Raw genomic sequence first — 14,042 nt, forward strand, 5'->3', positions numbered from 1 at the left:
GGCTCTCACCGTTTCTGTTCGGCGCCGGCGCCGAAGAGTTGGTAGCCACGCCGATGCCCTTCGGGTGCCAGTCGGTTCGCCGTCGTCGAGCGTCCTCGGTGGGGCTTATCGTCCGGTTTCGGTGGGCGTCCGCAGGGGCTTGGCGTCCGAGGTGATGCTCAGCCCTCGGAAGACCGGTCCCGCGCCGTCACGGCCGGCTCTGAGCTCCACCCGGTACTGCGCGTACCGCGAGCTGCCCGTCACCCGGTCGTCCGGGCGCACCGCGCGCCAACCGCTCCAGGATGCGCCGGGCGCCGACGTGCTGCCCGTGCGGACCTGGACGACTACGGAGGCGCCAGCCGGCGCACTGGCCTCATACTTCAGCCGGTCCCACGTCACCATCTGCCCGGCGTCGAGCACCCGCGACACCAGAGTTCCGCTGCGCCCGCTCGGCCGGACCCCCTCGCTCGTGACCACGACCTGGTTCTCCGCACCGGTCCGCCACTGGGCGGCCGTGTGATCGGCGACGCCCGCCGCCGAGGACACGAAGGTCGCCGGCGGCCGGCCCGGCGCGGGCCACACCGTCACGTTGCCGGCGGGATCGGTGCTGCGCACGCGGTAGTGGTAGGTGGTTCCCGGCTGGAGACCGGTCACCACGGCCCGGTGCTGACGGCCGGTCAGGTCAGCCGGCCACGCGTCCAGTTCCGCCGGGTTCGCGCCGACGAGCACGGTGGCGGCGGCCGATTCACCAGTGCTCCAACTGATCCGCGCAGTGCCGTCCGCCCAGGGCAGGATCGACAGCGCGGACGCTGACGGCGCCTGGCTGTCCGGCGCGGACCTGGCAGGTGCGACGGGAGCCTTGCGGGCGGCGGCGACAGCACCGTATTCGGCCGCGTAGGCGCCCGGGGCGGCGGTGAACATCGCGTACTCGACGCCCTTGATCGTTGTGCGGGTGAACGGGACCGCCGTGCCCGCGCGGGTCAGCGTGGTCAGCGCCCGGCCGCCCGTGCCCACGGTCGGCACCATCCCGGTCAGGCCGGTCGCACCCGCGCCCACGTTCACGGTGAACGACAGGGTCGTGCCGGACCACGAGATCCCGGAGTACGACGAGGCGTTGCGCCCGTCGAGCCAGGTGAGCAGCTGGGCCGCGCTGACCACCGGCACGCCCCGGCTCCGGGCCGACTCGAGCACCTGGTCGCTGTCGTACGTGGTGGTCAGGTCGGTGTGCATGTTGGCCGTGAAGGCCCCGTAGTAGCCCTCCGCCCCCAGCGCGCGGTCGAGCAGCGTGTCGACGGTAAACGGGTAGCTCTGCCCCGACTCGTCAGTCATCTGCGTGGCCGCCTGGTAGATGTCCAGCAGCCCGCCCGTCTTGGCCGAGAATCGCATCGGCATGCCGGAGCCGGTCATGAAGCCCGGCCGGTCGGCGACCCAGCTGCCCGGCCAGTAGTAGTAGTTCGTGTCGAGCCGGATCCCGGTGGCCGCCTCGGCCGATGCCTGCGAGGACCAGTCGGACCACACGATGCAGTGGGTGCGGTTGGTGGCGGGCGCCGCGAGGGAGCTGTACTTCGTACGCCAGGTCGTCAGCTGACTCGTGAGCGTGCTCGCGATCGAGGTGGCCGTGTAGTTGGAGCAGCCCGTGCTGACGTGCAGCCCGACCTCGAAACCCTGAGCCTGGTATGCCGCCGCCTGGCTGTTGCTCAGCGGTGTGTCCGGGAAGACGTAGGAGGTGAAACGGTTGCACTGCCAGGTCGCGACATCACAGCCGGCCACGCTGTTCGCGGCGTACTGGTTGAACCGGCCCGCCGTTCCCCCGGTGGCGTGGTCGTCGCCGGTGCCCACCACCACCGCCTTGAGGCTGCGCGGGAAGTACCAGAACTTCGGCAGGGGCTTGCGATCCAGGTTCATCACGCCGATCAGGTTGGCCAGCAGGCGTTGCTGCTCGTCGGCCTGGGGCACGGCCACCTTGGCCAGGTTGACCCAGTCGGCCGAGGAGCCGCCGAAGTAGAGGTCGTCGGAGCGGATCGGCCCGGAGCCGTCCCTGTCCTGCCCGTCCCAGGCCGGGTTGCCCTGCCGGGTTTGGACCAGCGACTGGGACAGGTCGAACGTGAACGCCGCGGCCTGTCCGCCCGCGGTGCCCACGTCGGCCAGGGTGACCGCCGGGTTGGTGGTGGCCGTGGTCGCGTTCGAGTAGAGCGTGGCCACCAGCCGCGCTCCGGCCGGCGTCCAGCGGTCGGCGACGCCGTGGAACTGGATCGTCTGGTCGGTGATCCCGGCGCCGGGCGCGGCCGTCGTGTCGACCTTGAGGTAACCCTCGGCCAGCGTGCCCGTCGTGCTGGTCAGACCGAGCAGGCCCGCCAGCTGTTTGTCGGGCCGGAAGGCGACGAGGTTGCCGCCGCCGGACACCCAGGTGGTGAACATGGCGACCTGTGCCGCGGTCAGCGCCGTCGAGCCGAGCAGCACGACGTCGTACTGGCTCAGTGTCGCGGCGGTGACGGCAGGAAGCTCGGCCGTGGTGAACTCGTTGAGGCCCTCGGTGCGCAACACCTCGGCCAGGAACGGGGTGAAGCCGGCCCCGCTGGGCTTGACGACGAGGATCGGGCCGCCGGGGCCCTGGTCCGGTGGCGGCGGGGGCGGCGCGGCGGTCGAGAACGACCAGGTAGCCGGGGCCATGAGGTTGCCCGCGGCGTCCCGGGCGCCGCTGACGGTGGCCGTGTATTCGCTGGAGTGGGCCAGCGCGGCCGACGGCGTGAAGGTCAGGGTGCTGGTGCCCGCATCGTAGGTTGTGGCGCCGGCGACGCCGGTGAGCGCGACGGCCGCACCGGTCACCGGTTCGCTGAACGTGGCGGTGACCCGGGCCGTGGTCGCGACGCCGGTGGCGCCGGCGCCCGGGGAGCGGGCGGACAGCACCGGCGGCGTGGTGTCGGTGGCCACGGTGTTGAAGACGACGTCGACCCAGTAGTTCGTGGCCTGGTAGGCGCCGGTGGGGAAGGCGCTGGCCCCGTACCGGTAGAGGCCGTTGCCGCTGTTGGCCGCGTTCGCCGGCGCGGTCAGCGGGCCACGGGAGACCGCAGCGGCCAGGCCGTTGGCCGTCGCCGAATAGAAACCGGTGTCGGTGTGGTACGAAGCGACGTAGGTGGTGTTGGCGGTGACCGCGACCGGACTGGGCAGGGTGGCGGTCTGCCAGCCGGTCGCCGACTCACCGGTGAACGTCACCGTGCTGAGCCGGGCGCCGGTGTTCGTCCACAGGCCGCCGGTGTGCGTGCCGGTGTTGCCGCTGCCCTTGTAGAACCTGAGGCCGGTGATGAATCCGGCCGTGCTGGTGCGGAACCGTACGCCGAGCTCCACCGCCGAGTTGTCCGCCACGGCAGCTGTGGCCGGTGTCGCGGTCGGTGGCCAGATTGTGCAGGGGCAGGCCCCGCCGGGCGCAGCGGTGGTGAAGTTCCAGGTGTACGGAACCATCGTGTTGCCCGCCGCGTCCCGGGCGCCGGTGACCGTGGCCGTGTAGGACGTCGAGGCGGCGAGCGGCGAGGACGGCGTGAAGGTGATGGTCCGAGACGGCGCATCGTACGAGGACGCCCCGGCCACACCGCCGACAGCGAGGGCTGCCGAGCCCGCTTGGAGCGCCTCGCTGAACGTGGCGCTGACCGTGGTCGTCGTGGGCACGCCGGTGGCGCCGGAAGGGGGATTCGACCCGGAGACCGACGGCGCGGTGGTGTCCACGCCGTTGTCGGTGAACACGACGTCGACCCAGTAGTTGGCCGACATCCAGGTGTTGGCCGGGAAACCGCCGCCGGCGCCGTACCGGTAGACGCCGTTGCCACCGTCGACGCCGTTCCGCAGCGCGTGCAGCGGCTCGTTGTCGACCCCGGCCGTCGCGAAAGTGTTGTCGTCGGCCGCGTACCGGCCGTTGGGCGCGTAGTACGAGGCGACGTAGGTGGTACCGGCGGCAATGGCCACCGGCGCCGCGAAGGTGGCAGTCTGCCAGCCGGTCGCCGTCTCGTTGGTGAACGTGGCGGCGCCCAGGTTGACCCCGGCCGCGCTCCACAGGTGCCCGACGTGGGTGCCGGTGTTGCCGCTGCCCTTGTAGAACCGCACGGCGGTGACGAAGCCGTTGTTGTCCGAGCGGAATTTCACGCCCACCTCGACGGCCGCGGTGTCGGGCTCGGCCGGGTTGGCCGGCACGGCCGTCGAGGGCCAGATCGAGCACGGGCATACGGCGGCCGCCGCGGCCTGCGGAGCGGTCAGGAACGTGGCCACCAGGACCAGGCAGAGCGCGAGCAACAACGGGCGTCGGCGCATATGAGCCTCTCAGGAAGCCGGAGTGAACAGGACGTCGACCCAGTAGTTGCTTGCTTGCCACCCGGCGGAGGGAAAGCCGCCGCCGGTTCCGTAGCGGTAGACGCCGTTGACTCCGTCGACCCCGTCCCGCAGGACGTGCAGCGTCCCGTTGTCCACGCCGGAGGTGGCGAAGTAGCCGGTATCGGCGGCATACCGGCCGGCCGGCGCGTAGTAGGAGACGACGTACGTCGTGCCGGCGGTGATCGTCACCGGCGTGGCAAACGTCGCCGTCTGCCAGCCGGTCGCGGTCTCCCCGGTGAAGGTCACCGTGCCCAGGTTGGTTCCGGTCGCGCTCCACAGGCGGCCCACGTGCGTGCCGGTGTTGCCGCTGCCCTTGTAGAACCGCACCCCGGTCACCTGACCGCCCACGTCGGAGCGGAATTTCGTGCCCACCTCGACCGCGGCGGTATCCGTGTCGGCGGGCGTGCCGGGCGTCGCCGTGGCGGCCCAGATCGAGCACGGGCAGCCGCTGGGGGTGCTCGCGGCCGTGGTGAACGACCAGGAGGTGGTGGCCATGGCGTTGCCGGCCGCGTCCCGGGCGCCGCTGACCGTCACCGTGTGCTGAGCCGAGGCGGCCAGGGGAGCCGAAGGCGTGAAGGTCGCGGTCGAGCTGCCGCTGTCGTACGCAGTGGAGCCGGCTACGCCGTTGACCGCCACGACGGCGCCGCTGATCGGCTCGCTGAAGGTCACGGCCACCACAGCGGTGCGGGCCACACCCGTGGCGCCTGCGGCGGGCGTACGGGTGACCACCGTGGGAGCGGTGGTGTCGGGAGCGCCGCCGCCGGGGCTGAACACCACGTCTACCCAGTAGTTGGCCGATTCCCAGGCCAGGGTGGGGAAGCCGGTGCCGAACCGGTAGACGCCGTTCACGCCGTCGGCCCCGTCGCGGAGGGCGTGGAGCGGCTCGTTGTCGTAGCCCTGCGTCAGGAAGTAGTTCGTATCGGCGGCATAGCGCCCGTTCGGCGCGAAGTACGACACGACGTACGTCGTCCCGGCCGTGAGCGACACCGGCGTCGAGAGGTTGGCCTGCTGCCACCCCGAGGCCGTCTCGCCGGTGAAGGTGACCGAGGCCAGCTGCGTGCCCGAGGCTGTCCACAGGCGGCCGACGTGGGTGCCGGTGTTGGCTGAGCTCTTGTAGAACCGGATCGCGGTGACCCGCCCGGCCACGTCGGCCCGGAACTTCGTGCCGACCTCGGTACCGGTGGTGTCCGGGTCGGCGGCGACCGCCGGAGTGAGGCCCGAGCCCCAGATGCTGCACGGGCAGGATCGCGCCCCCACGGTGACGCCCGCGGTCGCGTCCGCGCCCACGTTGGCGCTGTCGTCGGTCGCCCGCACGCGGATGGTGGCCGGACCGCTGACGTTCGGATTCCAGGTGTACGTCCAACTGGCGCGGCCGGTGGCGGGGTGCCAGGTGGCGCCGTTGTCCGTGGAGACCTCGACACCGCCGACCACCCCGCCACCGGTGTCGGCGGCCGTGCCCGAGATGGCCACGGGCGAACCGGCCTGCACGCTCGCCCCGGCAGCGGGCGTGGTGATGACGGCGCTCGGCCCGGTGGTGTCGGTGGACGCCGTGGCGGCGGTCAGGCCGGCCTGCGGGGTGGCCGGTTGGGCGCCCATGTCGGCGAACAGGTTGACCGTGGCCTGACGCATCGGGGTGCTGGCCGCTCCGGAGCCACGGTCGTGGGTGCTGTCGAGGCCCCACGACCACTGGACCGTGCCGGCGCCGAAGACCAGCGCCCCGCTGGGCGCGCGGTAGAGCGTCAGGTTGTGGGTGGCGCTGCCGGTGGCGTACGTCGAACCGTAGTCCTGCAGCACGTCGAGCCCACTGGCCGTGGTCGTGGAGAGCCGGATCAGCCCGCGGGGCCGGGCGCCGTTGTCCGCGTCGACGTCCCACTCGTAGCCGACCGTGCCGGTGCCCAGCGTGGCCGTGGCGCCGGCCGCCTGAGTCGCCACGGTGGTGCCACGCCAGAGCCGCATCCTGCCGTCCGCGGCCGGCACCCGCAGGTTCACCGTGCCGGCGTTGACCTTGAAGGCCGTGCCGGTCAGCCCGTTCTCGGGGCGGTTACCGTCGGCCGGCGGGCTGAACCGCGGATCACGCCAGGTGCCGGTCCACTCCGCGCTGGGGTCGATCTTGGCGTTGGCGTGGGTCTCCTTGTACGCGACCAGGGTGCGGTACGGCGTGCCGGAGCCGTCGATCGAGGACTCCCAGCGGGTCTTCCAGAACACCTCGTTGCCGCTGAAGAACGCGAGGTGCACACCCGCGTCCCGGGCCGCCTCCACGTTGGCTCGCTGCCGCCCCGACCAGTACTCGTCGTGGCCGACCGAGAGGAACGCCCGGTGGTTGGTCAGCAGCGAGCCACGGGCGTCGGTGTCGACGCCGGAGAGGTAGCTCACGTCGTAGCCATTGGCCTCCAGCCACCGGACCATCGGGTACTCGGCATTGAAGACCGAGTCCTCCGAGCCGGTGCCGCGGGTGGTGACCGGCCGGTTGTAGCTCACCTTGTAGGCCCGCCCGGCCGGCGACCCGGCGTAGAGGCTGTTGCCGCCGTACTGGTTGTAGGCCTGCCAGGTCGTGTCCGAGGTCTGGAAGACCAGGTCGGACCGGCCGGCGTCGTCACGGACGACGAAGACCACGTGGCTTGCCCCGGAGGTGCCGTCGGTGCGGACCAGCCGGGCGAAATAGATCCCGGAGACGGCCGTGGCGGGCACGGTCCACGACGCCGAGACGGCCCAGTTGCCGCAGTCGACCAGCCCGGTCGTGGGGGCGGTGAGGCACTCGGGCTGGGTCTGCCGGCCGACCGGGCTCACGGTCGTGATCAGGCGCGCCCCGGCGCCGCCGTAGTAGCCCATCCGGTAGATGTCGAGCCGGTACGAGGCCGCCGTCGTCTTCACCTTGAAGCGCTGCGTCCCGCCGGCGTTCACGCTCATCTCGGTGGCGAAGCCCTGGATCGCCGCGCTGCCCGAGCCGGACACGTCCCAGGTCGAGGACGGGGTGCCGGGCTTGCTGTTCTCGCACGCGACCGGATTGACGAGCGGGGCGCAGGGATCGGCCGCCGCGGCCGCGGACGGCACCAGCAGGCCGGCCGCGACCAGGACGAGGGCGAGCAGCGGGCGCAACGACTTGGGCATGGTGTACCGCCTCACCTGGCAGTCGGGGTTTCCTCGAGCAGGACGCTGTGCGGCGGGCGGGGCTCGTCGACCTCGGGCCAACCGGCCCGCCAGGTGCGCCGCTCCCGCCACACGGCCGTCCAGTCGACTCCGCGGGAACGGTCACGGCCGAGCACGGTCTTGCCGATCGCGCGCAGGCCGACGCCGGCTGTCAGCAGGCCGAGGCCCAAATGCGCCCTGGCGGGCGACCAGTGCCGGCGTACGTACGTCGCCTTGCCCCGCAGAATCTTGATGCGCTGACCCTCGGAGCTGGACGACGCGCCGCCGACATGGATCACGGAGGCGCTCGGCACCACGACCGGCCGAGCGCCCAGCGCCCCGGCCCGGGTGCAGAGGTCGATGTCGTCGCTGTACAGGAAGTAGACCGGGTCGAACCCACCGAGCCGGTCGAACAGGTCGCGCTCGACGAGCATGCAGCAGCCGGAGACGGCCGGCACCTCACGCACGGTCCTGCGGTCGTAGCCGGGGAGGCTTTCGGGGGCGAACCAGCCGATCACCGAACCCAGGCCCGTGGCGAAGCCGACGTAGCTGCGGAGGCTGGGCAGGCCCCAGCAGCTGTACATGTCGTCGGTGCCGTCGGCGTGCAGTGTGCGGCCGGTGTAGATGCCGTGCCGAGGATTCGCCTGCGCGAAGCGGAACAGTTCGGCCACCGGGTGACCGACCGGTGCCGCGTCCGGGTTGAGCAGCAAGACGTAGCGGCCGTCGCCGGCCACCACGCCCCGGTTGACGCCGCGGCCCCACCCTACGTTGACCGGCACCCGTACGAGCCGCACCTCCGGGAACTCGGCGGCGACGGCGTCGGCCGAGCCGTCGGAGGAGGCGTTGTCGACGACCGTGACATCGAAGCTGACGTCCTCGGTGCGGCTGGCGAGCAATCGCTTCAGCCCGTCCAGGGTGAGCTCGCGGGTGTTGTACGAGACGATGACGATCGAGACGTCGGGGCGGCTCACCGGGATCCCTCCGATCGGCGGCGACGGCCCTCGCGGGCGCTGGCGGCGAGCAGCCGGGCCGCGAATGGCGCGTCGTCGACGAGATAGCGGCGCATCAGCCGCCGCGGCTCCAGGACCAGCCGATGCACCCACTCCAGACCGCTGCTCCGCATCCACTCGGGCGCACGCGAATGCACCCCCGCCACAAAGCCGATCGCCGCACCGCAGCCGAGGAACCAGGTCTGCGGCAGCCGCGAGCGCAGCCGCGCGATGACCCGTTCCTGCTTGGGGAAGCCGAATCCGACAAAGACCAGATCTGGGCCGGCCCCGACCACTTCGTCGCAAACCGCGGCGTACTCGTCCTCCCGGGTGTCGAAGCCGAACGACGGGCTCAGACATCCGGCGATCTTGAGGGCCGGAAAACGGTCGCGTAGCACATCCGTGGCCCGGACGGCGGTGCCCGGCTCGCCGCCGAGCAGGTGGACGGACCGCCCGGCGCCGGCCATCGCAGCCGACAGGCTCCAGATCAGGTCGGCCCCGGCCACCCGGGCGGGCAGCGGATCCCCGGCCAAACGGCTGGCCCAGACGAGCGGCTTCCCGTCGGCCACGACGATGGACGATGCGTGCACATGGCGGCGTGAATCAGCATCCCGCATGACTCGATGCAGAATGTCCACGTTCGGAGTGATGATCTGCCCGCCATTGCCGTCCGCCAATGCCGCTAGAACGCGCTGAACCACCTCATCCTCGGTCAACCGGTCGAACTGGACACCGGCCAGAGTGACCCGATTTGCTGACGCTGCAACGACTTTGGGGCCCGCCTGAGAGTCCTTCACACGTTGGAACCTATCGATGCTTCCGAAGTGGACAAGCCCTCGAACGGCCGTCACCACTGTCGACTATGGGATAGGCCCTCGTCCATTCGACCGGTTGTTGCGCATCGGCCGGGCCGGAAGCATCCACAGTGTGCAGATAAGCGTCGTCATGCCCGCCTTCAACGAAGAGATCGGCATCAGCACAGGGTTGCGCGCGTTGACCGGCAGCCCGGACCACGGCCCCGACCTGCAGATCGTGGTCGCCGCCAACGGCTGCACCGACCGCACGGCCGAGGTGGCCCGATCGTTCGGCGTCCAGGTCGTCGAGATCGCCACGGCGTCCAAGACGGCTGCCCTCAACGCGGCCGACCAGCTTGTCACCGGCGACGTGCGGGTCTATCTCGACGCGGACGTCCCGGCCGGCGCGGCGGTCGTGCGCCGGCTGGCCGAAGCGGTGGCCCGGCCCGGCGTCGAGGCGGCCGTGCCCCGGCCCGCCGTGGACGCGTCGGAGAGCACCTGGCCGGTGCGTGCCTTCTACGCGATCAACTCGCGGCTTCCGGTGTTCCGCGGGCGGCTGTTCGGTCGGGGCGTCATCGCGGTCTCGTCGGCGGCGCGGGCCCGCTTCGACCGTTTCCCGGCCATCACCGCCGACGACATGTTCCTCGACGCGGTAGTGGCGCCGGACGAGAAGGCCGAGCTCGACGTGCCGGTGCGCGTGATCGCCCCGCGTACCACCGGCGACCTGATCCGCCGGGTGGCCCGCGCCCGCGACGGCAACGCCGAATTCAACCGTTACCTCCGGGCGAATCCTGAGGTCGTGGCCACGCCGGCCGAGGCGAACCAGACATCCTGGCTGCGCGACGTAGTGCTGCGCAGGCCCTGGCTGGTGCCCGCCGCCGTCGTCTACGTCGCTGTCGTCCTCCTCGCCGAGCGCAAGCGCCGCTCGGCGTCGTGGGACGTGCGCTCCGGCTGGGGCCGCACGGCTGAGCCCGTCCGGGTGCCCGCCCCCCGCTCCCCCGCCGACGACATCGAAAAGGTGACCCCATGAACATCCGGCCTGCTCTGGCCCTGTTGGCGGCCGCCGCGCTGACGGCCGCCTGCACGACGGAGAACGAGCCGGAGGCGACACCGAAGGCGGTCGCCCAGCAGTCCAGCGCCGCGGCCGCCGAGTCCGGCGCGCCGGCCATGACCAGGGTGCCCTGGGAGGGCGGCCCCTCGTACTACGCACAGTTCGCCAAGGTCAAGGCGGCCGGCTGGGACGACCCGGGGTTCTTCCCCATCGGCGTCTGGTACGAGGGCGTGCACTCGGCCGAGGACGTCGCCAAGGACAAAGGGGCCGGGCTCAACACCTACGTCATGGTGACCGCCGATTCGAAGGTGAATCTGATCGAGCGCGCCGGCATGCACGCCATGACCAGCGAGAGCCGTCCGGACAGCGGCGCTGAGACGACCGCCTGGATCCTCAACGACGAGGTCGACATGTGGGGCGGAGCGGGCGACGGCGCCTGGAGTGGCAAATATCCCGGTGAGGGCGAAATCTGCACCAGGAGCAAGTCGTGCGGCTACGACATCATGCGGAAGCTGTCCGGCGAACTACCCGCTGACGACGGCCGGATGCGCTACGCCAACTTCGGCAAGGGCGTCATGTTCTGGCAGACCGACGACGAGGCCGCGAAGTTCGTCAACGAGTACACGTCCGCGGTCTCGAACGACATCTACTGGTACACGGACCCCAACGTCTGCTCGTCCGGCTCCGAAGGGCCCAGCCTCGGCGTCGAGGAAGACAGCTGCCGCCGGGCGGCCAACTACGGGCTCACCATGGACAGGATGCGCGAGCTCGACGCCGCTGACGGCAAGCGCCAGCCGGTGTACGCCTTCATCGAGGTCGGGCATCCGTTCACCGAGGACGACGCGCCCACCATCAACGCCGGCCAGATCGCCGGCGCCGTGGTCAACTCGCTGATCCACGAAGCCCGCGGGATTCTCTACTTCAACCACAACTTCGGCGGGCCCTGCATCTCGCAGCACGTGCTGCGCGACGCCTGCGGAAAGGCCGTGCGGCCCGCGGTGACCGAGCTCAACCGCCGGATAACCAGCCTGGCCGAGGTGCTCAACACCCAGTCGTACCGGTGGGCGTTCAACCCTGACCTCGACACGATGCTCAAGGCGCACGACGGGTCGTTCTACCTCTTCGCGATGCCCGGGCGCTCCGGAGGCACCGGCGAACAGAAGCTGGAGCTCCCGACCGAGCTGGCCGCCGCCTCGGCCGAGGTGCTGTTCGAGAACCGTTCGGTGCCCATTCACGACGGGTCCATAACGGACACCTTCGCGAAGGAGTTCTCGTATCACATCTATCGAATTCGATCCTGACGGCCGATGGCCGGGCAACCGTTCGCAGCCTTGCGGGGTCCGTAGCCCGGCGAACACACTGAACGGGTCACGGGGGCACACAGTGGGCAGACCGCCCTCCTCGCGTGGCCGTGGCGAGAGGACGGTAGTGGACTTCTGGGACCTCACCAAGCTGTTGTTCCGGCGTTGGTACATCTCCGGGCCCCTTCTGCTGCTCACCGTCGCGGGCACCCTGCTCGCCGCGCAGCGCATCGAGCCTGACTACGTCGCCACCAGCTATGTGCAGCTCGTGCCGCCCTCGGTGACGCCCCGGCTGACCGAGAGCAAGGCGCCACAGCCCAAGAATCCGTGGCTCGACCTGGGGGTCAGCTCGCTCGGCAAGGCCGGAATACTGACCGTGCAGGATCAAAGGGTCGTCGAGGTGCTCGACAAGGCCGGCTTCTCGGACGACTTCACACTCGAGCTCGACCAGTCGCTGCCCATCGTCACCTTCGAGGTGATCGGCCACACCGACCAGCAGGCCTCCGCCACCACCGAAGAGCTGATCAAGCGGTTCGAAGCGAGCGTCTCCGCGCTCCAGAACGAGTACGGCGCCCCCAAGGACCAGCGGATCACCATCCGCCAGCTCGACCTCGGCGACAACGTGACCGAGTCGACGTCGAAGGTCAAGCGCGCCCTGGTCGCCATCGGCGGCATCGGCCTACTGCTCACCGTGGCCCTCACCATTGCGGTCGACGCGCTCCTGCGCCGGCGGAATTCGAGCAGACCCGCCGCCGTTCCCGAGGCCGCTGCCGCACCCCCCGCGCCCACCCCGGCAGTCCCTCTCAACGGTCATGCGGTGGTCAATCGGCAGATCGATGCGCCCGGGCCGCGGAGCAACCCGGGCGACGAGACCCAGGCCATCGTGATCGGCGAGGACCGTACGGCGCGGCTGCGGCCGACCCAACGGACCCCGGACGACAAGGGGTAGCCCCTCGTGACGGTGTCGCTACTGCACCCGGACGACCTCGAGCCGTCCCTGCTCGCCCGGGGCACCTACGCCTCGCGGCGCCGGTTCACCTACATCGACGCGGCGGTCCTGCTGGGCCTGATGCTGTGCCTGCTGATGCTCATCCCGGCCAAGCTCATCGTGCCCAACATGACCGACCTCGGCCGGCCCGGACTCATCATCGCGGTCCTGCTCTTCGCGTGGTGGGTGCTGGCCCGGTTCAGCCCACGGCTGACCATGGTGGGCCCGCAACCGCTGCGCTGGGTGGTCCTGCTCTACCTGCTGTCCATCCTGGCTTCGTACGCGGTGGGGTTCCTGCGCGGCCTCACGACCATGGAGGCCAACAGCGCTGACCGTGCCGTGCTGTTCACCCTGGCGTTCATCGGCGTCGCGCTGGTCGTGGCCGACGGCATGCCGAACTGGTCACGCCTCGAGCTGGTCCTCAAGGTATTCGTCGGCTGCGCGGCGTTCATGGCGGTCGTCGGCCTGCTGCAGTTCGTGCTCTGGACCGACGTCACCGTCTATCTGATGGTGCCCGGACTCGAGCCCAAGGGGTTCGTGCCGGGCTTCGAGGTGCGCGGCTCGGGCATCCGGGTGGCCAGCACGACCATGCACTACATCGAGTTCAGCGCGGTGATGGCGACCGCACTGCCCTTCGCCATCCACTTCGCCCGGTTCGCCGCCACCCGCCAGGCCCGGCAGATCTTCTTCGTCCTGGCCCTGCTGGTCGCGGCGGGCATCCCGGCGACGGTCTCACGCACCGGGTTTCTCGCGGCGGCGCTGGCCCTGCTGGTCATGGTTCCGGTGTGGACCTGGCGCATGCGCTACAACATGCTCGTCCTGGCCACCCTGCTGCTGGCCGGCGTGACACTGGTCAAGCCCGGGCTCATCGAGACGGTGTGGGGACTGTTCACCGGTGCGAGCGAAGACCCGAGCGTGACCTCGCGGACCGATCGCTACGACATGATCTACAGCTACTTCGTGCAGCGGCCGTGGTTCGGCCGGGGCACCGGCACGTGGGTCTCACCGCAGTATCAATATCTCGACAACCAGTGGTTCGCCCAGGCGCTGACCACCGGAATCGTCGGCGTGGCGGTGCTGGCGCTGGTGCACATCACAGCCACCGCGCTGGCCGTGCTGGCGGTCCGCCGGGCCTCGCGTGAGGTCGACAAGCATCTGTGCGCGGCGCTGGCCTCCACCCAGCTGATCGGCATCGCGGTGGCCTTCACCTTCGACTCGTTCAGCTTCACGACCTACGCCACCATCCTGTGGCTCATGGTCGGCGGATGCGCCGCGGTATGGCGTTTCACGCACCCTCAGCGCACGGTGCGGACGTCCGCGCCGCGGCGCTTCGGGCAGGAGACCGGAGCACGATCCACCGTCCGGTCTTAGGCATCCAGACCTTCGTCGGACGTGAGCCACATTCGGCGAAACAACCGGCCGAGAAGCCGAGCGTCGGCGCCGCCCCGCGTCAAT

The 14,042-nt window shown here is 70.7% G+C and carries 8 protein-coding genes; 4 read left to right on the forward strand and 4 right to left on the reverse strand.

From position 1 onward, the window contains the following. Positions 1-105: 105 nt before the first annotated feature. The 4 genes from LXN57_RS45785 to LXN57_RS45800 are packed head-to-tail and all read right to left on the reverse strand — an operon-like array spanning position 106 to position 9,250. Positions 106-4,278: a DUF4082 domain-containing protein gene (locus LXN57_RS45785; protein ID WP_251804602.1), complete on the reverse strand. Its 4,173-nt coding sequence runs from the start codon at positions 4,276-4,278 to the stop codon at positions 106-108. A gap of 9 nt (positions 4,279-4,287) precedes the next feature. Continuing rightward, positions 4,288-7,446, reverse strand: a complete 3,159-nt coding sequence (locus LXN57_RS45790; protein WP_251804603.1) for a N,N-dimethylformamidase beta subunit family domain-containing protein — start codon at positions 7,444-7,446, stop codon at positions 4,288-4,290. Positions 7,447-7,457: 11 nt separating this feature from the next. Continuing rightward, positions 7,458-8,435: a glycosyltransferase family 2 protein gene (locus tag LXN57_RS45795; protein WP_251804604.1), complete on the reverse strand. Its 978-nt coding sequence runs from the start codon at positions 8,433-8,435 to the stop codon at positions 7,458-7,460. Then, positions 8,432-9,250 carry a WecB/TagA/CpsF family glycosyltransferase gene (locus LXN57_RS45800; RefSeq protein ID WP_507185059.1) on the reverse strand — a complete coding sequence of 273 codons (819 nt, stop codon included), beginning with the start codon at positions 9,248-9,250 and terminating at the stop codon, positions 8,432-8,434. Before LXN57_RS45800 ends, LXN57_RS45795 begins: the two co-directional genes overlap by 4 nt. A gap of 130 nt (positions 9,251-9,380) precedes the next feature. On the opposite strand from LXN57_RS45800, the gene LXN57_RS45805 reads away from it, so the two are divergent. From LXN57_RS45805 to LXN57_RS45820, 4 genes are all read left to right on the forward strand, one after another. Beyond that, positions 9,381-10,277: a glycosyltransferase family 2 protein gene (locus LXN57_RS45805; protein WP_251804606.1), complete on the forward strand. Its 897-nt coding sequence runs from the start codon at positions 9,381-9,383 to the stop codon at positions 10,275-10,277. Further along, positions 10,274-11,599 (forward strand): hypothetical protein, encoded by a 1,326-nt coding sequence (locus tag LXN57_RS45810; protein WP_251804607.1) that lies wholly within the window; start codon positions 10,274-10,276, stop codon positions 11,597-11,599. The genes LXN57_RS45805 and LXN57_RS45810 overlap by 4 nt, the downstream gene beginning before the upstream one ends. 127 nt (positions 11,600-11,726) lie before the next feature. Further along, positions 11,727-12,548, forward strand: coding sequence for a hypothetical protein (locus tag LXN57_RS45815; protein WP_251804608.1), 822 nt, complete (start codon positions 11,727-11,729; stop codon positions 12,546-12,548). Between the two features lie 6 nt (positions 12,549-12,554). Beyond that, on the forward strand, positions 12,555-13,958 hold the full coding sequence (locus LXN57_RS45820) for an O-antigen ligase family protein (protein WP_251804609.1): 1,404 nt from the start codon (positions 12,555-12,557) through the stop codon (positions 13,956-13,958). The last annotated feature ends 84 nt before the right edge of the window (positions 13,959-14,042 follow it).

This window comes from Paractinoplanes hotanensis (genome assembly GCF_023717965.1).
Lineage (GTDB): Bacteria > Actinomycetota > Actinomycetes > Mycobacteriales > Micromonosporaceae > Actinoplanes > Actinoplanes polyasparticus.

Coding starts and splice junctions, on each gene's coding strand:
- LXN57_RS45785 (WP_251804602.1), bottom strand. CDS start 4,278: ATGCGCCGACGCCCGTTGTTGCTCGCGCTCTGCCTGGTCCTGGTGGCC.
- LXN57_RS45790 (WP_251804603.1), bottom strand. CDS start 7,446: ATGCCCAAGTCGTTGCGCCCGCTGCTCGCCCTCGTCCTGGTCGCGGCC.
- LXN57_RS45810 (WP_251804607.1), top strand. CDS start 10,274: ATGAACATCCGGCCTGCTCTGGCCCTGTTGGCGGCCGCCGCGCTGACG.